16 protein-coding genes and 1 pseudogene are annotated in these 19,340 nt (G+C 60.1%); 14 read left to right on the plus strand and 3 right to left on the minus strand.

Features of this window, described 5'->3' with window-relative positions:
* Positions 1 to 90 precede the first annotated feature (90 nt).
* The 8 genes from IB245_RS12875 to IB245_RS12910 all read left to right on the plus strand — a co-directional run bounded on the left by IB245_RS12875 (position 91) and on the right by IB245_RS12910 (position 10,609).
* Positions 91 to 546, plus strand: a complete 456-nt coding sequence (locus IB245_RS12875) for a flavodoxin (protein ID WP_008026983.1) — start codon at positions 91 to 93, stop codon at positions 544 to 546.
* A gap of 223 nt (positions 547 to 769) precedes the next feature.
* On the plus strand, positions 770 to 1,552 hold the full coding sequence (locus IB245_RS12880; RefSeq protein WP_008026984.1) for a class II aldolase/adducin family protein: 783 nt from the start codon (positions 770 to 772) through the stop codon (positions 1,550 to 1,552).
* A complete protein-coding gene (locus IB245_RS12885) occupies positions 1,552 to 2,454 on the plus strand; it encodes an alpha/beta fold hydrolase (protein WP_192227750.1) in 903 nt (300 codons plus the stop codon). Before IB245_RS12880 ends, IB245_RS12885 begins: the two co-directional genes overlap by 1 nt.
* Positions 2,455 to 2,847: 393 nt before the next feature.
* Positions 2,848 to 3,759, plus strand: coding sequence for an SDR family oxidoreductase (locus IB245_RS12890; RefSeq protein WP_008026988.1), 912 nt, complete (start codon positions 2,848 to 2,850; stop codon positions 3,757 to 3,759).
* 493 nt (positions 3,760 to 4,252) lie between these two features.
* A complete protein-coding gene (locus IB245_RS12895) occupies positions 4,253 to 6,046 on the plus strand; it encodes a DUF1302 domain-containing protein (RefSeq protein WP_192227751.1) in 1,794 nt (597 codons plus the stop codon).
* 23 nt (positions 6,047 to 6,069) lie between these two features.
* A complete protein-coding gene (locus tag IB245_RS12900; RefSeq protein ID WP_192227752.1) occupies positions 6,070 to 7,437 on the plus strand; it encodes a DUF1329 domain-containing protein in 1,368 nt (455 codons plus the stop codon).
* A gap of 140 nt (positions 7,438 to 7,577) precedes the next feature.
* Positions 7,578 to 10,133 (plus strand): LuxR C-terminal-related transcriptional regulator, encoded by a 2,556-nt coding sequence (locus IB245_RS12905; RefSeq protein ID WP_192227753.1) that lies wholly within the window; start codon positions 7,578 to 7,580, stop codon positions 10,131 to 10,133.
* A gap of 140 nt (positions 10,134 to 10,273) precedes the next feature.
* Positions 10,274 to 10,609 carry a hypothetical protein gene (locus tag IB245_RS12910; RefSeq protein ID WP_225609874.1) on the plus strand — a complete coding sequence of 112 codons (336 nt, stop codon included), beginning with the start codon at positions 10,274 to 10,276 and terminating at the stop codon, positions 10,607 to 10,609.
* Between the two features lie 25 nt (positions 10,610 to 10,634).
* Here the strand turns inward: IB245_RS12910 and IB245_RS12915 are convergent, their stop codons facing one another.
* On the minus strand, positions 10,635 to 11,429 hold the full coding sequence (locus IB245_RS12915; RefSeq protein WP_008026998.1) for an IclR family transcriptional regulator: 795 nt from the start codon (positions 11,427 to 11,429) through the stop codon (positions 10,635 to 10,637).
* A gap of 165 nt (positions 11,430 to 11,594) precedes the next feature.
* On the opposite strand from IB245_RS12915, the gene hmgA reads away from it, so the two are divergent.
* From hmgA to maiA, 3 genes are read left to right on the plus strand one after another with little or no spacing between them, the layout of a single operon-like run.
* The gene (gene hmgA / locus IB245_RS12920) at positions 11,595 to 12,899 is read left to right on the plus strand and encodes a homogentisate 1,2-dioxygenase (RefSeq protein WP_192227755.1); all 1,305 of its coding nucleotides are present in this window, start codon (positions 11,595 to 11,597) and stop codon (positions 12,897 to 12,899) included.
* 3 nt (positions 12,900 to 12,902) lie between these two features.
* Positions 12,903 to 14,207 carry a fumarylacetoacetase gene (fahA, locus tag IB245_RS12925; protein WP_008027000.1) on the plus strand — a complete coding sequence of 435 codons (1,305 nt, stop codon included), beginning with the start codon at positions 12,903 to 12,905 and terminating at the stop codon, positions 14,205 to 14,207.
* Between the two features lie 12 nt (positions 14,208 to 14,219).
* Positions 14,220 to 14,855, plus strand: coding sequence for a maleylacetoacetate isomerase (gene maiA, locus IB245_RS12930; protein ID WP_192227756.1), 636 nt, complete (start codon positions 14,220 to 14,222; stop codon positions 14,853 to 14,855).
* A 446-nt stretch (positions 14,856 to 15,301) separates the two neighbouring features.
* Here the strand turns inward: maiA and IB245_RS12935 are convergent, their stop codons facing one another.
* Positions 15,302 to 16,105, minus strand: coding sequence for a SirB1 family protein (locus IB245_RS12935; protein ID WP_192227757.1), 804 nt, complete (start codon positions 16,103 to 16,105; stop codon positions 15,302 to 15,304).
* Positions 16,106 to 16,277: 172 nt separating this feature from the next.
* Between IB245_RS12935 and IB245_RS12940 the strand changes: the two genes are divergently transcribed.
* From IB245_RS12940 to IB245_RS12950, 3 genes are all read left to right on the plus strand, one after another.
* A complete protein-coding gene (locus tag IB245_RS12940) occupies positions 16,278 to 17,297 on the plus strand; it encodes a Glu/Leu/Phe/Val dehydrogenase family protein (protein ID WP_008025318.1) in 1,020 nt (339 codons plus the stop codon).
* Positions 17,298 to 17,414: 117 nt separating this feature from the next.
* Positions 17,415 to 18,230: a hypothetical protein gene (locus tag IB245_RS12945; protein ID WP_225609875.1), complete on the plus strand. Its 816-nt coding sequence runs from the start codon at positions 17,415 to 17,417 to the stop codon at positions 18,228 to 18,230.
* Positions 18,227 to 18,658 carry a hypothetical protein gene (locus IB245_RS12950; RefSeq protein WP_192227758.1) on the plus strand — a complete coding sequence of 144 codons (432 nt, stop codon included), beginning with the start codon at positions 18,227 to 18,229 and terminating at the stop codon, positions 18,656 to 18,658. Before IB245_RS12945 ends, IB245_RS12950 begins: the two co-directional genes overlap by 4 nt.
* A 164-nt stretch (positions 18,659 to 18,822) precedes the next feature.
* Here the strand turns inward: IB245_RS12950 and IB245_RS12955 are convergent.
* Positions 18,823 to 19,062: pseudogene (locus IB245_RS12955) on the minus strand (YebG family protein); the annotation flags it as partial.
* Positions 19,063 to 19,340 lie beyond the last annotated feature (278 nt).

Here is a 19,340-nt window from a genome sequence, read left to right on the forward strand (position 1 = left end):
GCCTTCAATGCTTAATGAGAGCTAATCGCAGCTTTTTTGCTGCGGCTGTTAATATCCCTCATCTTTTTACTCAGCTTCAGGATCAGATTGATGAAAGTCGCCATCTTTTCGGGCTCGGTGTACGGCACGGCTGAAGAAGTCGCTCGCCACGCTGCGAATATTTTGAAAACCGCAGGCTTCGAAACCTTTCACAACCCGCGCGCAAGCCTTGCCGATGTTCAGGCGTTTGGCCCGCAAGCCTTTCTGGCAGTGACTTCGACCACTGGCATGGGCGAACTGCCGGACAACCTGCAACCGTTGTATTTCGCCATTCGTGACCAATTGCCGGCCGCCTGGCGTGGTTTGCCGGGCGCGGTGATCGGCCTGGGCGATGCGAGCTACGGCGATACGTTCTGCGGCGGCGGTGAGCTGATGCGCGAGCTGTTCGGCGAACTGGGCATCCGCGAAGTGCTGCCGATGCTGCGCCTGGATGCCAGCGAAAGCGTCACCCCGGAAACCGATGCCGAACCCTGGCTGGCGGAACTCGTCACCGCTCTGCGCGGCTGACTGGCCATTCGCGAAGCAAGGCGAGCCAGGATTGTGCCGCTTCGGGGCTGCAGAACCGGTTCGCTGACCCCTTGTTGGCGGCGGTACTTTGACATGGATCCAAGCTGTCTGGCGCAGTGACTCGCTAGGTCATCAAGCTGGCTGCCAATGCAACTACATGAACCCCGGGGGCTGACTAGACTGCTAAACGTGAGCAAAACAATAAGAACAGGAGTTCCTTGTCGTGAGCGTAGCCCCCGTCCAATCGCCCCACAGTGTCAAAGACCAGGTCAGTGCCGCCGAGTGGCAGACCCGCGTCGATCTGGCCGCCTGTTATCGTCTGGTCGCCCTGCATGGCTGGGATGATCTGATCTTCACGCACATTTCCGCCAAGGTGCCAGGCACTGAAGATTTCCTGATCAACCCGTTCGGGTTGATGTTCCACGAGATTACCGCGTCGAGTCTGGTCAAGGTCGATCAGGCCGGCAACAAGCTGATGGACAGCCCTTACGAGATCAACCCGGCGGGCTACACCATTCACAGCGCCGTGCACGAAGTGCGGCACGATGTCGTCTGCGTATTGCACACGCACACGGCGGCCGGCGTTGCGGTGTCGGCGCAGAAGCAAGGCGTTTTGCCGATCAGCCAACAGTCGCTGTTTGTTCTGTCGAGCCTGGCGTATCACGCCTATGAAGGCGTCGCGCTGAACCACGAAGAGAAGGCGCGGCTGCAAGCCGACCTCGGTGAAAACAATTTCCTGATGCTGCACAACCACGGGTTGCTGACCTGCGGCGGCACCATCGCCGACACGTTCCTGATGATGTTCACCTTCCAGCGCGCCTGCGAAATCCAGGTGCTGGCACAGAACGGTGGTGCGGAACTCATCGCCATCGAACCGCAGATTCTGGCGGGCGCCAAGGCGATGATCGCCGGCGTCACCAAAAGTGCACAAGGGATGGGCGGCGCGCTGGCCTGGCCGGCGCTGCTGCGCAAACTCGATAAACAAGACGCGGGATATAAACTCTGATGCCTCTCGCCGAGATCCCCCTGTGTGTCTGGCGCAAGCGCAGCCAGACGTTCGACTTTCGTGATCAGACGGTGCGTTACTGGACGGCAGGGCAGGGTGAGCCGCTGTTGCTCATTCACGGCTTCCCGACCGCCAGTTGGGACTGGCACTACCTGTGGCAGCCGCTGGCCCAGCGTTATCGGGTGATTGCCTGCGACATGCTCGGTTTCGGCGATTCAGCCAAACCGGTGGATCATGAATACAGCCTCTTGGAGCAGGCCGATCTGCAACAGGCATTGCTGGAGCATTTGAACGTCGAGCAACCGGTGCACGTGCTTGCCCACGATTATGGCGACAGCGTGGCTCAGGAACTGTTGGCCCGGCATTACGAGGCGCGCATTCATCTCGCCAGTTGCGTGTTCCTCAATGGGGGGCTGTTTCCTGAAACCCATCGTCCGGTACTGATGCAAAAACTGTTGCTCAGCCCGTTGGGCTGGATGATCGGCCGCGCGTTTTCCCGTGATGCGCTGGTGAAGAGTTTTCGCCAGATTTTCGGACCGCAGAGCCGTCCTACCGAGAGTGAGATGGATGATTTCTGGAGCCTGATCGACACCAATCACGGGCCACGGATCATGCACAAGCTGATTGCCTACATCCCCGAGCGCAGGGTCCAGCGCGAGCGTTGGGTGAGTGCCATGCAGCGCGGTGAAGTGCCGTTGCGGGTGATCGATGGCGAGGTCGATCCGATCTCCGGCGGGCATATGGTCGAACGCTATCGGGAGCTGATCCCGAACCCGGACACGGTCCTGCTGCCCGGCATCGGCCATTACCCGCAAACCGAAGCACCGGCTCAGGTGCTCAAGCATTATCTGGCGTTTCGCGACCGGCTGATTTCAACGCCGCTGAAAGTGGCCTGTTCGTAGACATCACCGCAACCTTGCCGGCGAATGCGTCCTGTGGTGCTTGTCGGATTGCCATCGCCAGCAAGCCGGCTCCTACAGGTTTTGTGGTGTTTGGTGAGGTGGTGTTCACCCCAATCCTTGCCGGCGATGGCGTCCTCGAGGCTTGTGGTGCCTGTCGGATTGCCATCGCCGGCAAGCCGGCTCCTACAGTGTTTTTGTGGTGTTTGATGAGTTGGCGGACACCTCGGTCCTGTAGGAGCCGGCTTGCTGGCGATGGGCCGTGACTCGGTCCTCGCGCTCATCATCCCCCCGCCTTATCGAGCACCATTCAGCCTACCCCGTGTTCATTGTGACCGGCAGCGCCTTGCCTGAGACTCGGACTTATTGTCCCTCGGCCTGCTGGAGTCCCCCCTAATGAATGAGCCTGTGCGCTTCGAAGATAAAGTCGTGATCATCACCGGAGCCGGTGGTGGCCTGGGCCGCGCTCATGCGCTGTTGTTCGCGAAACAGGGCGCCAGGGTGCTGGTCAACGATCTCGGTGGCTCGGCGCAAGGTGAAGGTGCAAACGCTTCGGCAGCAGACCGCGTAGTCGCGGAAATCCGTGAGGCCGGCGGCACTGCCGAGGCCAACCATGACTCCGTCACCGACGGCGACAAAATCGTCCAGAACGCCCTCGACGTTTTCGGCCGTGTCGACGTAGTGGTCAACAACGCCGGAATTCTGCGGGACAAGACTTTCCACAAAATGGACGATGCCGATTGGGACCTGGTCTATCGCGTCCACGTCGAAGGCGCCTACAAAGTTACTCGCGCCGCCTGGCCTCATATGCGCGAGCAAAATTACGGTCGGGTCATCTTCACCGCATCGACCTCGGGCATCTACGGCAACTTCGGCCAGTCCAACTACGGCATGGCCAAGCTCGGGCTCTACGGCCTGACCCGCACCCTGGCCATCGAAGGCCGCAAGAACAACATCCTGGTCAACGCCATCGCCCCAACCGGCGGCACCCGCATGACCGAAGGCCTGATCCCGCCGCAAGTGTTCGAACAACTCAAGCCGGAACTGGTCAGCCCGCTGGTGGTGTACCTCGCCAGCGAAAACTGCCAGGAAACCTCGGGGCTGTTTGAGGTCGGTGGCGGCTGGATGGGCAAGGTGCGTTGGGAGCGCAGCCTCGGCGCCGGGTTCGATCCACGGGTCGGGTTTTCACCGGAAGATGTGGCGGCGCACTGGCAGCAGATCTGCGACTTCGAAGGCGCAGCGCATCCAAAGGACAACATCGAGGCGCTGAAGGAAATGATGGGCAACTTGCAGAAGTATTCCCTCTGATTCCTTCGCCTCGCGCAGGGCTCGCCTGAGTCCTGCCTCCCCAGAACCATCGCCCATAAAAAAGGCCGCTGCAAACGCAGCGGCCAAGGTAAGACGTTGGATCAAGGAGCTACAAATCAACGTCAGTGAACACGGGGCGATGAGTCGAAACCTTCGACACATCTGAAATCTGTCGCCAGTGGCGCGGACTGACCGCACGCCATCGCTGTGTGCTGTCAGGCCGTTTGCCGTGAAAGCCCGACAAGAATAAGCGCTTGAGTCCAAAGGAAAAATAGCGATTCCAGACATGCAGTATTGCAGCCTGGGCAACAGTCTCGCGCTCATGCATCCGGCTGATGAACCTCCATCCACTTCATCCATACCTCGCGCAACTCCCCGCGCCGCAAGGCCATTCATCCTTTAGAGCTACACAGCGAATACCTCCTTGGTGCGCTTATCGCTCCCGACCTGCGGCAGTAGGGTGTGGCCTTCTGTCACTCACCGGGGAAGACGCATGACAAAAACAACAATGCGCGCCATCTTCACACCGCAGGCGCTGGCCGCTGCGGTGGCCTTGGGTTGCTGTGCCCAGGCGCAGGCCGTTTCATTCAATATTGGCGAAATCGAGGGGACATTCGACTCCTCGCTGTCCGTCGGCGCGAGTTGGGGCATGCGCGATGCCGATAAATCGCTGGTGGGTATCGTCAACGGCGGGACCGGCCAGGCGTCGACCGGTGACGACGGGCGTCTGAACTTCAAGAAGGGCGAAACCTACTCCAAGATCTTCAAGGGTATTCACGACCTCGAACTGAAGTACGGCGACACCGGCGTGTTCGTCCGTGGCAAGTATTGGTACGACTTCGAACTGAAGGACGAAGACCGCGAGTTCAAGCCGATCAGCGATCACAATCGCAAAGAAGGTTCCAAGTCTGCCGGCGCGCAGATCCTCGATGCGTTCGTCTATCACAACTACTCCATCGCCGATCTGCCGGGCACCCTGCGCGCGGGTAAACAGGTGGTCAGTTGGGGCGAAAGTACCTTCATCGGCAACTCGATCAACAGCATCAACCCGGTCGACGTTTCAGCGTTCCGTCGTCCTGGCGCGGAAATCAAGGAAGGCCTGATTCCGGTGAACATGCTGTTCGCCTCTCAGGGCCTGACCGACAAACTTACCGTGGAAGGTTTCTATCAACTGGAGTGGGACCAGACCGTTCTCGACAACTGCGGCACCTTCTTCGGCGGGGACGTGGCGGCAGATGGCTGCAACACGGGATACACAGTCGCCAGCCCGGCGATTGCACCGTTGCAACCGATCGCTGCCGCTTTTGGCCAAGGCTTCCAGGTCGGCAAGGAAGGGGTGATCGTTCCCCGTGGCGGCGACCGCGACGCCCGCGACTCCGGGCAGTGGGGCACGGCGTTGCGCTGGTTGGGCGACGACACCGAGTACGGTCTGTACTTCATGAACTACCACAGCCGCACGCCGAATGTCGGCACCACCACTGCCGGGGCGGGGACGCTGGCGCGGATACCGGCCATCGTTGCTACCGCCAATGCCGTTGCACCCGGCACCGGTTCGGCACTGGCCCAGAGCGTGATGCTCGGTCGCGGCCAGTACTACCTCGAATACCCGGAAGACATCCGCCTCTACGGTGCGAGTTTCTCCACCACCTTGCCGACCGGCACCGCATGGACCGGCGAGATCAGCTATCGCCCCAACGCACCGGTACAGGTCAACAGCACCGACCTGACACTGGCCTTGCTCAACCCGATTGCCGGCGGCGCTGCTTCGCCAATCGCCACCCGGCCAGGCGCGGACAACAAAGGCTATCGCCGCAAGGAAGTGACGCAGATCCAGAGCACCCTGACGCACTTCATCGATCAGATCGCCGGTGCGGACCGTCTGACCCTGGTGGGTGAGGCGGCCGTTGTTCACGTCGGCGGGCTGGAAGACAAAAGCAAGCTGCGTTACGGCCGCGATTCGGTCTACGGACAGTACGGTTTCCGCGGTGATACCGACGGTTTCGTCACCTCGACGTCCTGGGGCTACCGCGCCCGCGCGATCCTTGATTACAACAACGTCATCGCCGGGATCAATTTCAAACCCAACCTGTCGTGGTCCCATGACGTCGCCGGTTACGGCCCCAACGGGCTGTTCAACGAAGGCGCCAAGGCCATCAGCGTCGGCGTCGATGCGGACTATCGCAACACCTATACCGCGAGCTTGAGTTACACCGATTTCTTCGGTGGTGACTACAACACCCTGGAAGATCGCGACTTCCTGGCGCTGAGCTTTGGCGTGAACTTCTGATCTGGCTGAGAAGGATGATTTCAATGCGCAAAATGATTCTGCAATGCAGCGTTCTGGCCCTGAGCCTGTTGGCCGTCGATGTAATGGCTGCGGTGTCGCCGGACGAAGCCAACAAACTCGGTACCAGCCTGACGCCGTTGGGCGCCGAGAAGGCGGGTAATGCCGATGGCTCGATTCCGGCCTGGACCGGCGGCATCCCGAAAAACGCGGGCGCGGTGGACAGCAAAGGGTTCCTTGCCGACCCGTTCGCCAATGAAAAACCGCTGTTTACCATCACGGCGGCAACCGTCGACAAGTACAAGGACAAGCTCTCCGACGGCCAGATCGCGATGTTCAAACGCTACCCGGAGACCTACAAGATCCCGGTCTATCCGACCCACCGTACAGTGGCCTTGCCAGCGGACATCTACGAGTCGGCCAAGCGCAGCGCGCTGAATGTAACGCCGATCAACGACGGCAATGGCCTGGCCAATTTCACCGGCAATCGCTACTACGCGTTTCCGATTCCGAAGAACGGCGTTGAGGTGATCTGGAACCACGTTACCCGTTATCACGGCGGCAATTTGCGTCGCACCATCACCCAGGCCACGCCACAGTCCAATGGCGATTTCACGGTGATCCGCTTCAAGGATGAAGTCGCCGTGCCTTCGCTGCTGGGGGACTTGAAACCCGGCAGCGACGACAACGTGCTCAGCTACTTCAAGCAGGAAGTCACGGCGCCGGCGCGGTTGGCGGGCAACGTGTTGCTGGTTCACGAGACACTCGACCAGGTCAAGGAACCGCGCAAGGCCTGGATCTACAACGCCGGCCAGCGTCGCGTGCGGCGTGCGCCGCAGGTGGCCTATGACGGCGTCGGCACCTCGTCCGACGGGTTGCGCACCACCGACAACTTCGACATGTTTTCCGGCGCACCGGATCGCTATGACTGGAAGCTGATCGGCAAGAAGGAAATGTACATCCCTTACAACAGCTACAAGCTCGACTCGCCCAACCTCAAGTACACCGATGTGATCAAGGCCGGGCATATCAATCAGGACCTCACACGCTACGAGTTGCACCGGGTCTGGGAGGTTGTCGCCACGGTCAAGCCCAACGAACGGCACGTGTACGCCAAGCGTCACATGTACATCGACGAAGACAGCTGGCAGGTGGCACTGGCCGATCACTATGACGGTCGCGGTAAGCTGTGGCGTGTGGCCGAAGGTCATGCCCAGTTCTACTACGATCACCAGGTTCCGGCCTACACCGTTGAAGCGCTGTACGACTTGATCGCCGGTCGCTACATCGCACTGGGGATGAAGAACGAGGAGAAGCACAGCTTCGAATTCGGCATCGATGCCAAAGCAGGTGACTACACGCCAGCAGCGCTGCGGAGTACAGGGGTGAGGTAATCATTCCTACAGGCTCTGCAGAAAAAGGTGACTTCGCGGTCACCTTTTTTATAGGTGTCGATAAGTGTGTTGAATACTTCTTCAACAAGCCGTGTAGAGAGGGCTAGGGTGGCGCCACAATTATAAAAAGGCGCACCACTATGACCGCCATGACCCCGTGTCTGGACCGTCCTGGACTTCTGCCCCGTTTGTCTTCCCATCACCAGTCTCGCGAGCGGCTGATCGAGCCGTTGCTGGCCTCGACCGCACGCGTGAAATTGCTCTGTGCGCCGGCTGGCAGTGGCAAGAGTGCGCTGCTGATCGAATGCCTGTTGCAGGCACCGGAGCAGTGCCGGGTCTGTTGGTTGCCGTTGGCGGGGGAGCCGATGGAGGCTGCCGATTTTCGGCAGCGGCTGGCCCACGCGTTGGGATTGGCCGCGGCAGACGAATCCGCATTGCTGTCATCGCTGGCTCAATGGCAGACGCCGACCTGGCTGTGCCTCGATGACTATTGCCGCACGCCCAACCCGGAGCTGGACCTGCTGCTCGACCGGTTGCTGGCCATCAGCAGCCCGATGATTACCTGGTGGCTCAGTGGTCGCCGCCGCCCGCAATGCAATTGGCCACGCTTGTTGCTCGCCGATGAGCTGTACGACTGCGAGCGCGCCACGCTGGCCTTCACTCAAACGGAAATTGCCCGACTGCTGCATCACCTGGAGCCGGAGCAGGCAGCGAAACGTGCCGGCAGGATCATCGAACTCAGCGGTGGCTGGTGCGCGGGTGTGCGGATAGCGCTGCTGCAAAAATGCGACTGGTCGCGCAACGAGTCGCTGCACGGTCGGCCGGACACCCTGCACGATTACCTCGAACACGAATTGTTCGGCATGCTGACCCCGGAGCTGGCGGAAGCCTGGCGGGTGCTGGCCCATTTGCAGCGATTCAATGCGCGGTTGTGCGACCACCTGTTCGGTGCAGGCGAGGGCGCCCAATGCCTGAGCACGTTGCAGGCGTTGGGCTGCTTCATCGAGCCCTGGCAGGACTCGACCGACTGGCTGCAGATTTTCACCCCCCTCACGCAATTGATGCGTGAAGAGCAATGGCCGGCGGGACGTTCCTGGCATCGCCGCGCTTGTCAGTGGTTCGCCGCCGAACTGGACTGGAAAGCTGCGTTTGAACAAGCCTTGCTGGCCGAAGAGTTCGAGGTCGCGGTCAGCCTGTTGCAGCATTTCAGTTTCGAGCACCTGTTCGAAGAGCAGACCGTGGTGCTGTTGTTGCGTCTGCATGAACACAAAGGCGACGAGCTGATGCTTGGCTCGCCGCAACTGGTGGGGCTGATCACCGCGGCGTTGCTGTTTGCCGGGCGGTTCGAGCAGGCGGGCGAGTGCATCGGGCATTTGTCACGCTTCGCCCCTCAGCCGTCGGCGTTGCATCAACGGCAGCTGATGGCGCGTTGGCAGGCGATGCAGGGTTGGCTGTTGCATTTGCAGGGGCGCATGGAGCCTTCGCGCGCGCATTTGCTTGAGGCACTCGACGAACTCGACCCCTCGCTCTGGACGGCTCGGCTGATGTGCCTGTCCGCGCTGACCCAGCAAGCCTTGCTCAGGGGTGAACTCGACGTGGCGCAGGCGACCAACCGTGAGGCGTTGTGCCTGGCGCGTGCGCAAGGTTCGTTGGTGTTCGAGGGGCTGCTGGAACTCGATCATGCGCAATTGCTCGAGCAGCGTGGTGCGTCCGGCCGGGCTGAAACCCTGCTGGCCAACATGCATGGCTTGCTCGTCCAGCAGCAACCGCTGGCCCAACCGCTGCTGGGGCGGATTGCCTTGCAGCGCGGACGCTTGAGCCTGTGTCAGGGACGAGAGACGCAGGCGGCCGCGTACTTCGAGAGCGGCCTGCAAATCTGCCTGCGCAGCCAGGACAAACGCGTGCTTTACGGTTTCCTCGGCCTCGCGCAATTGGCCGCCAATCGCCAGGACTACGCCCAGGCGTTTGTCCTGCTGCGTGACGCCGAACGATTGATGCAACAGCGGCGGATTCCAGACACGGTCTACCGCAGTGTTCTGCTGCAATACAGCTGCCATTTCTGGCTACAGCAGGGCCGTCCGGATTTGGCCCATGAAGCCCTGACCCGGGTGCTGCGCCACTATCACGGCGCCCATGCTCGTCAGGCGCCGCCGGCGACGCTGGAGCTGATTCCCGGCCTTGAATACCTGCTGGTGCTGACCGAAGTGTATCGAGGGCAGGCGCAAAACCCTCTGGTGCAGCTCGAGGCTCAGTTGCACTGGGCGCGTCAACGGGGAATGGCGGGGCTGCAAGCGCAATTGCACCTGGCGCTGGCAGAAGTGGCCTGGCTGACAGGCGACACGCCTGCCGCTCGCGAGGCGATGCAGGAAGGTTTGGCGCTGGTCGAGCGCTGCAATCTTCAACAGGCCCTGCGCGATCTGCAATTGCGTCAGCCACGCTTGCCGGAGGCGATCGGGCGTACCGAGTCGGGTAACCCTGCTGAACCGCTGGCTTCGGTCCAGAACCGCTTGAGTCAGCGTGAAATAGAAGTGCTTGAGTTAGTCGCCCTGGGTAACTCCAATCAACAGATAGCTGATCAATTGTTCATATCGTTACATACCGTTAAAACCCACGCGCGGCGGATCAATGGAAAGTTGGGTGTAGAGCGAAGGACTCAGGCTGTGGCCAAAGCCAAAGTTCTGGGGATTGTTATTTGAAGTGTTCGGTATGTTTACGTCTGCATACAAGTTGCGGGGTGTACTAAGTTAATTGGTTTGTTTATAAAGTTGGCGTCGGCCCGTCAATCAGTGTTTATATTTTTTGAATGTGTTTTGGCCGACTTCCATTATTAGTAAGGATGCTATTTGTGAGTAATAAATTGCTGGAAGAAGTAAGTAAGAAATTGGCTGAGGTGTTCTGTCATATGGGGTATGCCATTCATGTCGATGAGACCTACCTGAATTCGGTAGTGGTCAACGATGAGGGCAAACAGGTAGTTGATTACTCCGAGAGTTTGAGTTGGGCTATCATGGAAAAAGTGCAGGCGGATGAGTTGCCGGCTTTCAATGATGTTTACGCAGGTATCTTTTCCGAACGGTGGACTTTTGATAAGGCTGATCGAGTTGCCGGTTTGGATGTCAACGATTTTAATAATGCAGGTCGTGTTGTGGTCGAGTCCTACCGAAGCAAGTAATCACTGCAGTAGGCTGACAACTTAGTTAGCCAGTGAATGCGGATGGCTCATAGCCCATTCGCCAACTCACGGCCCGCGTCGCCGCCAGCAATCGCTGCGCCGCCGGGCCGTTTTCGTCGGCGTGAAACAGTGACGCCGGGCCAACGATGGTCATGACGGCTACCACATTTCCCACCGCGTTGAACACCGGGGCCGACAACGCATCGACGCCGGGCATCAACAAACCATGCACATGGTGCAGGCCGCGCTCGCGGATTTGCTCACACAAGGTCACATAAGCCTGATCGTCCGCCAGCGTATGGGAATTGCTTGCCAGCACTTCCTGCTCGCGCAAATCCACCGTTTCACGCTTGGGCAGATAAGCGCCAAACACCAATCCCGTGGATGAACTGAGCAACGGCAACACAGAGCCCAATTGCGTCACCACGGTCACCGCGCGCACCGCCGGTTCGATATGCACCACGGTTGCGCCCTGATTGCCCCACACCGCCAAAAAACACGTTTCATTCAATTCATCGCGCAGTTCGGCCAAGGGCAGGGCGGCGACTTTCAGCACGTCCATACTGTTAAGTGCGGCCAACCCCACGCGCAGGGCTTCGCGGCCCAGGCCGTAATGGTTGGTGGCGGTGTTCTGTTCGGCAAAACCGCTGGCGATCAACGCCTGTAGATAGCGGTGAACCTTGCTTGCCGGCATCTGCACATGCTCGGCCAGGCGCGACAGTGAAGTCGATGGCGACAACTCGGCCAGTGCCTTGAGGATGTCGGTGCCGACCTCGGCCGAGCGGACTTTCTGTTTGTCGTTGTTGCGCGGCGTTTCCATGGAGGCAGTCTGATCCCGGGACGAATGGGCGTCTTTATAGCTTGACGGTCAATACCAATCAAATTACGTTATGCGTAATTGAATTACGATAAAAATAACCCAGGCGTGCCGAGACCTCTGCAACAGAGCGACAGGCCATTGCCTACTCCCTGTTCAGGAGGCTCCATGAACCTCGATTCAACGGCGCCCGCGCTGGCTTATCAGTCCGGTTTCGGCAATGAGTTCAGCAGTGAAGCGTTGCCCGGCGCACTGCCCGTCGGCCAGAACTCCCCGCAAAAAGCCCCATACGGCCTCTACACTGAGCTGTTCTCCGGCACCGCGTTCACCATGGTTCGCGCCGAAGCGCGGCGGACCTGGATGTACCGCATTCAGCCGTCGGCCAATCACCCGGCGTTCGTCAAACTGGATCGGCAACTGGCCGGCGGACCGTTGGGTGAAGTGACCCCCAATCGCCTGCGCTGGAGCCCGTTGGACATCCCGACCGAGCCAACCGATTTCATTGATGGGCTGGTGAGCATGGCCGCCAATTCGGCGGCGGAAAAACCGGCCGGAATCAGCATTTACCATTACCGTGCCAACCGCTCCATGGAGCGCGTGTTCTTCAATGCGGATGGCGAACTGCTGCTGGTGCCGGAACTGGGCCGCCTGCGCATTGCCACTGAACTGGGCGTGCTGGAACTCGAGCCGCTGGAAATCGCCGTGCTGCCGCGTGGTCTGAAATTTCGCGTCGAACTGCTCGACCCGCAGGCGCGCGGCTACATGGCGGAAAACCACGGCGCGCCATTGCGCCTGCCGGACCTCGGACCGATTGGCAGCAACGGTCTGGCCAATCCACGGGACTTCCTGACCCCGGTGGCGCACTACGAAAATCTCAAGCAACCGACCACCCTGGTGCAGAAATTCCTCGGCCAGTTGTGGGGTTGCGAGCTCGATCATTCGCCGCTGAACGTGGTCGCCTGGCACGGTAATAACGTGCCGTACAAATATGACCTGCGCCGTTTCAACACCATTGGCACGGTCAGCTTCGATCATCCGGATCCTTCGATTTTCACCGTCCTGACATCGCCGACCAGCGTCCATGGCCTGGCCAATCTCGACTTCGTGATCTTCCCGCCACGCTGGATGGTCGCCGAAAAAACCTTCCGTCCACCGTGGTTCCACCGCAACCTGATGAACGAATTCATGGGCCTGATCAAGGGCGAGTACGACGCCAAGGCCGAAGGCTTCGTGCCCGGCGGTGCGTCGCTGCATAGCTGCATGAGCGCCCACGGCCCGGACGGCGAAACCTGCACCAAGGCAATCAACGCGCCGCTCGCACCCGCGAAAATCGACAACACCATGGCCTTCATGTTCGAGACCAGCCAGGTGCTGCGCCCAAGTCGCTTCGCCCTCGACTGCCCACAGCTGCAACCCCATTACGACGCCTGCTGGGCTACGCTGCCCGCCACTTTCGACCCGACCCGGAGATAACCCATGACTCAGACTTCCATCACTCGTAGCTGGGTTGCCTCCGCCAACGGCCATGTCGACTTCCCCCTGCAAAACCTGCCGCTGGGCGTGTTCAGCGTGAAGGGTTCTGCGCCGCGCAGTGGCGTGGCGATTGGCGAACACATCTTCGATCTGCAAGCGGCACTCGACGCCGGCCTGTTCGACGGCGCTGCAAAAGCGGCGGTCGAAGCCACCCGTGGCGGTCAGCTCAATGCGTTTTTCGAACTCGGCCGCGAGGCTCGTGTTGCCCTGCGTGAGCGCTTGATCGAACTGTTCAAGGAAGGCAGCACCCTGCACGGCAAGATCGAAGCCCAAGGTGCAAAACTGCTGCCGCTGGCGGCGAACTGCGAGATGCACCTGCCAGCAAAAATCAACGATTACACCGACTTCTACGTCGGCATCGAGCACGCGCAAAACGTCGGCAAACTGTTCCGTCCCGACAACCCGCTGCTGCCGAACTACAAGTACGTGCCGATCGGTTACCACGGCCGCGCATCGACCATTCGCCCGTCCGGCACCGACGTTCGCCGTCCGAAAGGCCAGACCCTGCCGGCCGGTCAGACCGAACCGACCTTCGGCCCGTGTGCACGGCTGGATTACGAACTGGAACTGGGCATCTGGATCGGCCAGGGCAACGACATGGGCGACTCGATTGCCATCGGCGACGCCGCCGATCACATCGCCGGTTTCTGCCTGCTCAACGACTGGTCGGCGCGGGATATCCAGGCGTGGGAATACCAGCCTCTGGGGCCGTTCCTGTCGAAGAGTTTCATTACCAGCATCTCGCCATGGGTGGTGACGGCCGAAGCGCTGGAGCCGTTCCGTCGTGCGCAACCGGCGCGTCCGGAAGGCGATCCGCAGCCGCTGCCTTACCTGTTCGACAAACGTGACCAGGCCGCGGGTGCCTTCGACATCGAACTGGAAGTGCTGCTGCTGACCGAAGGCATGCGCGAGCAGAACCTGCCGGCCCATCGCCTGACCCTGAGCAACACCCGACACATGTACTGGACCGTGGCGCAAATGGTTGCGCACCACAGCGTCAACGGCTGCCAGTTGCAGGCCGGCGATCTGTTCGGCTCGGGCACTTTGTCGGGGCCGGAAAACGGTCAGTTCGGCAGCCTGCTGGAAATCACCGAGGGCGGTAAAAAGCCGATCGAACTGGCCTCCGGCGAAGTGCGTAAATTCCTTGAGGACGGCGACGAAATCATCCTGCGTGCCCGTTGCAGCCGCGACGGTTTTGCCTCCATCGGTTTCGGCGAATGCCGTGGCAAAGTGCTGCCGGCGCGTTAAGAGGAACGGGTCATGGAACTCTATACCTACTACCGTTCGACCTCGTCTTACCGGGTGCGTATCGCATTGGCGTTGAAGGGCCTGGATTACCAGGCGTTGCCGATCAACCTGATCGCGCCGCCGGGCGGTGAGCATCGCCAGCCACCGTACCTGGCGATCAATCCGCAAGGCCGGGTGCCGGCCTTGCGCACCGACGAAGGCGAGTTGCTGATTCAGTCACCGGCGATCATCGAGTACCTGGAGGAACGTTATCCACAGGTGCCGCTGCTGTCCAAAGACCTCGCCGCTCGCGCGCATGAGCGCGGTGTGGCGGCGGTGATTGGCTGCGACGTGCATCCGCTGCACAACGTCAGCGTGCTCAACAGGCTGCGGCAGTTGGGCCACGATGAAGCGCAGGTGGTCGAGTGGATCGGGCACTGGATCAGCCAAGGGCTGGCGACGGTGGAACAGTTGATTGGTGATGAAGGTTATTGCTTCGGCGCTGAACCGGGGCTGGCGGATGTGTACCTGATTCCGCAGCTGTACGCGGCTGAACGTTTCAACATTTCGCTGGAGGCATACCCACGGATTCGTCGAGTGGCGACGCTGGCGGCGACGCATCCAGCGTTCATGAAAGCGCACCCGGCCAATCAGCCAGACACTCCTTGAAAACATCACACCGCCCCCTGTAGGAGCGAAGCTTGCTCGCGATGAACGATGACGCGGTGTTCCTGACTGACCGCGGCGTCTCAATCGCCCGCAAGCCGGCTCCTACAGGTTCAAATACCGCACAATTCCCTGTAGGAGCGAAGCTTGCTCGCGAAGAACGTTAACGCGGTGTTCCTGACTGACCGCGGCGTTTGAATCGCCAGCAAGCCGGCTCCTACAGGTTCAAATACCGCACAATTCCCTGTAGGAGCGAAGCTTGCTCGCGAAGAACGATAACGCGGTGTTCCTGACTGACCGCGGCGTTTGAATCGCCAGCAAGCCGGCTCCTACAGGTTCAATTGCCGCACAATTCCCTGTAGGAGCGAAGCTTGCTCGCGAAGAACGATAACGCGGTGTTCCTGTGGGACCGCGGTGTTTGAATCGCCAGCAAGCTGGCGCCTGCAGGTTCAGTGGACGATGGAGTTGGGGGGCAGGTGGCCGAGTCGTTCGGTCAGGCGGATCCGCTGGATAGGGTCGTCGCTGAGCAGCAGCGCATGCTCCAGATCGAAACGCTCGGCGTTCGGGCAGTCCAGTCGCTGGTAAAGGCTGGCCCGGGCCAGGTAATCGGAGGCGCTGGCGTTGCCCAGTTCCAGTACGCGTTCGGCGTCGATCAACGCGCCAATGTAGTCATCGTGGGAAAGGTGCAACTGGCGCAGGTTGCGTGACAACCGCTGGAGCATTTGCACCGGCTCGGCCGTCAGCAAATGTTCGGCGCTGAGTTTCATGTTCGGGCCGTACTGGCGTTGCAGCAGTTCCCGGCAATCGTTGGGGTACAACCGTCGACCGCCGCAAGGGTCCAGCAGGTGATCGGCCCCCGGAACCCGCAGCAGGAAATGCCCTGGGAAGTTGACCCCGACCAGGGGGATTTCCAGGCCTCTGGCCAGTTCCAGCGCAATCAGGCCCAGGGCCAATGGCTGGCCACGTCGGCGCTCCAGCACTTTGTCGAGCAAGGCCACTTGCGGTCGCAATGGCGTGAAATCGTCCTGGGCGTATCCCAGATCATTCAGGCGTCGCAACAGCGGCTGGGCCAGCTCGCTCACCGGCAACATCGGCAAGCCGTAACTGACGCGCTGTTGCAGCTCCTTGAAATTTGCCAGTACCGCCTGCGGATCCACCTCTTTATCGTGCTCGACGGCAATCCACAGCGCCGCTTCGAACAGCGCGGGCGGTGATCGTTGCAGGCAGTCGAAAAAACGTTGGCGGGGCGTCATCAAAATCTCCGGGACATGCCTCGTTTTAGCCTCCCCTGCGGCATTCGTCCAGTGCCGCGCAGGTTATGTCCGAAAGCCTGAATGGCGGCGCCGCTTATTCCGGTGCGCTTCTGCAAATTTTGGGCGCAAGCCTATACTGGCGACTACAAGAAGTGATTCGGGAGCCCCTACGATGTTCGCTCTCATGCAAAGCACTCGCCTTGAATCGCTGCATCTGAGCGTCGACTCGGTTACCGGGTTGAAGGCGGTCATTGCTATTCATAACAGCCGTCTGGGGCCTGCCCTGGGCGGGTGTCGTTACCTTGCCTATCCAAGCGACGAGTCCGCGGTCGAGGATGCCATTCGCCTGGCTCAAGGCATGAGTTACAAGGCGGCACTGGCCGGCCTGGCTCAGGGTGGCGGCGTGGCGGTGATTGTTCGACCGGTCCATGTGGAAAACCGAGCCGCGCTGTTCGAAGCGTTCGGGCGCTGCATCAATCAGCTCGACGGGCGCTACATCACGGCCATCGACAGCGGTACCTCCGTGGCGGACATGGATTGCATCGCCCAACAGACCCAGCACGTCACCAGCACCACTTCGGCGGGCGACCCGGCGCCTCACGCGGCGATGGGCGTATTCACCGGCATTCGTGCCACCGCCATGGCCCGCCTGGGCAGCGACAACCTCGAAGGCCTGCGCGTGGCCATTCAAGGCCTGGGCAATGTCGGTTATGCCTTGGCCGAGCAGTTACACGCTGCCGGTGCCGAACTGCTGGTCAGCGACATCGATCACGGCAAGGTGCAATTGGCGATGGAGCAACTCGGCGCTCACCCGATAGCCAACGAGGCGTTGCTCAGCACGCCTTGCGACATTCTCGCGCCGTGCGGCCTCGGCGGCGTGCTCAACAGCAATACCGTCACGCAACTGCGATGCTCGGCGGTGGCCGGTTCGGCGAATAACCAACTGACTCATCTGGATGTCGCGGATCAACTGGAACGGCGAGGCATTCTTTATGCGCCGGATTATGTGATCAATGCCGGCGGGCTGATCTACGTGTCGCTCAAACACCGTGGCGAAGAGCTGACGACCATCACCGCGCACTTGTCGAAAATCAGCTCACGGCTGACCGAAGTGTTCGCCCATGCCCAGGCTGAGAAACGTTCCCCCGCCCGGGTGGCAGACGAGTTGGCGGAGAAAGTCTTGTACCGGTAAAGGCTCGCCGCGCCCTTCACTTCGCTGGCAAATTCTAAAGACCTGACTACGCTGCAAGCGGGATGGCGCAACGCCACCCGCCCGGTTGATGAGGGCCTGCCAGCGTCTGGGGCAATCATGACTGGCGCACTGCTTTTTCGTGATTTCAAGGAGCGAATCATGTCTTCCAGTTCTTCTCTCACCTGCAATTTCACGATCAACTCCAGCCTTGATATTGGCGTGTCGTTTGTCAGCGACGATAACGGCGCCAATTACGGCGGGCAGATCACTATTTTCACCCCCGGCACCGCAGGTCCGGTGAGCACCGGTTTATGGGACAACGACGGCAACGTCTTCTTCACCCTCTACCAGTCTGAAAACCCGGCCATCAACTGCGTTATCAATTCGGGATCGACGCCCGGTTCCTGGGACCCCTACGTGGAGGTCGCCCAGCAAAATGGCCTGATCTGCACCATCACCGGCCCGGTGCAGCAACCCGGTGAAAACACGTTTGGTTATACCCTCAATGTCGCGCAGGGCACGGGCGTTGGTCAGGGCGCCGTTACGGGACAGGCAGCAGGATCGCCGACGCCGCAATACGTTGCGCGAATGATGCTGCCTGCCGGCGGTAAAGAGGCGTGGACGCTGATCATGCAGGGCAATGCCCCGGTGCCCGATGAAATCAGTGTTGGCTCGCCGGTCGTCATGGCATGGGCGCGGTTTGACGACGGGACGCAGGTCGCCGGCGGTGTCTACAAATCGGCCACCCCGACAGACTACAACGTCAAGTTCATGTGGGTGCTGGACGCCGACGGTAATCAGTACCCCGGTTGGCCCATCGATGTCAGCGATCACGAGGACTTCCTCAACAATGGCTACCTGTTTTCACTGACGCCTGACAGTGAAGAGGTCTACCTGCTGAACGTCGTTGAACGGCCATGGGTGAAATCATGAGCACTTCTTACACCTTCTCCGTCAGCCTGTTCGACGCGAGCGCCAACCCGAACGGGTTGCAGGTTTGGCAGAGCGGCACGTTGACGTTCGACACCGATTCGGTGACGGGCGCATTGGCGCTACCGGATTTCTACCAGGATCCGATCCCGTACGAGGGAAGCACCGTATCGCCAGCAACGTTGGCGGGCACGATCATCGAGGCCTCGGGCAAAAGTGCCGAGGCACAGATCACCTTCACGGTGACCTATAACTTTGATGGTTTCCTTTACAACGGTAGCTATGTCGGCGGTTTGATCAGCGTGCTCGACTACGCTGCGCAAGAAACGTATCTCTACGTCATCCAGGGACTTTCTCCGCAGTCACCATGGGGTGCGTCAGTACGTGGAGGCTCGACAGCTGCAGACGAGCGAACGCCGCGAACGGTTTGAGCCGCGTTTTTCGCAGGCATGAAAAAGGCCCTGAGTCATTCGACTCAGGGCCTGTTCAATTCGGCTGTTGCTTACTTCGGCGTTTTAGTGGCTTTGGCTGGCTTGGTCGGCTCAGCTGTTTCTGTCACTTCAACCTGTTCCGCGACTTCAACAGGCGCGCTCAGCAGCTCGGACAACGCATCCGGCTGGCTCTTGAACGCCTTGGCGAACACATCGCGGTTCTTCGCCATGTAGATCCCGGCTTCTTCCACTTGCTGCTCGGTCAGGGACGGAACGGCTTTTTGCAACACTTCAGCCAGCAATTCGGCCAGTTCGAGCATTTTGTCATGACGGTCAGCTTCGGCTTTATCCATGAACAAGCGCTCCAGATCTCGGCTGCTGCGGTATACCACTTCGACGGCCATTCACCACCTCACATGCCTTCACGATAGTTGTCTGTTTCGACCACTGTGTTTTTATACAGCGAAAAGGATAAGCGAATCCCTGCGCTTTGGGTAGTGGCTTTTTAATGTAGACCGAAATCAGCGTTTGTCAGGTAGACCGCGTTGCTTCATTCGCGGGCAAGCCTCGCTCCTACAGGGCAATAACGCTAGGTAGGAGCGAGGCTTGCCCGCGAAGGCGCCCGTCCAGACACCACAAAAGTGTCCACTGGCAGCCTATCGCCATCTCACCATCAACCTCT

Origin of the sequence: Pseudomonas sp. PDM02, from assembly GCF_014852285.1 — a bacterium.
GTDB lineage: Bacteria > Pseudomonadota > Gammaproteobacteria > Pseudomonadales > Pseudomonadaceae > Aquipseudomonas > Aquipseudomonas migulae.

Bases quoted from the DNA above. Each gene is read 5' to 3' on its own strand.
- IB245_RS12875 (WP_008026983.1), top strand. From the start codon at position 91: ATGAAAGTCGCCATCTTTTCGGGCTCGGTGTACGGCACGGCTGAAGAA.
- IB245_RS12885 (WP_192227750.1), top strand. From the start codon at position 1,552: ATGCCTCTCGCCGAGATCCCCCTGTGTGTCTGGCGCAAGCGCAGCCAG.
- IB245_RS12890 (WP_008026988.1), top strand. From the start codon at position 2,848: ATGAATGAGCCTGTGCGCTTCGAAGATAAAGTCGTGATCATCACCGGA.
- IB245_RS12895 (WP_192227751.1), top strand. From the start codon at position 4,253: ATGACAAAAACAACAATGCGCGCCATCTTCACACCGCAGGCGCTGGCC.
- IB245_RS12900 (WP_192227752.1), top strand. From the start codon at position 6,070: ATGCGCAAAATGATTCTGCAATGCAGCGTTCTGGCCCTGAGCCTGTTG.
- IB245_RS12905 (WP_192227753.1), top strand. From the start codon at position 7,578: ATGACCGCCATGACCCCGTGTCTGGACCGTCCTGGACTTCTGCCCCGT.
- IB245_RS12910 (WP_225609874.1), top strand. From the start codon at position 10,274: ATGCTATTTGTGAGTAATAAATTGCTGGAAGAAGTAAGTAAGAAATTG.
- IB245_RS12915 (WP_008026998.1), bottom strand. From the start codon at position 11,429: ATGGAAACGCCGCGCAACAACGACAAACAGAAAGTCCGCTCGGCCGAG.
- hmgA (WP_192227755.1), top strand. From the start codon at position 11,595: ATGAACCTCGATTCAACGGCGCCCGCGCTGGCTTATCAGTCCGGTTTC.
- fahA (WP_008027000.1), top strand. From the start codon at position 12,903: ATGACTCAGACTTCCATCACTCGTAGCTGGGTTGCCTCCGCCAACGGC.
- maiA (WP_192227756.1), top strand. From the start codon at position 14,220: ATGGAACTCTATACCTACTACCGTTCGACCTCGTCTTACCGGGTGCGT.
- IB245_RS12935 (WP_192227757.1), bottom strand. From the start codon at position 16,105: ATGACGCCCCGCCAACGTTTTTTCGACTGCCTGCAACGATCACCGCCC.
- IB245_RS12940 (WP_008025318.1), top strand. From the start codon at position 16,278: ATGTTCGCTCTCATGCAAAGCACTCGCCTTGAATCGCTGCATCTGAGC.
- IB245_RS12945 (WP_225609875.1), top strand. From the start codon at position 17,415: ATGACTGGCGCACTGCTTTTTCGTGATTTCAAGGAGCGAATCATGTCT.
- IB245_RS12950 (WP_192227758.1), top strand. From the start codon at position 18,227: ATGAGCACTTCTTACACCTTCTCCGTCAGCCTGTTCGACGCGAGCGCC.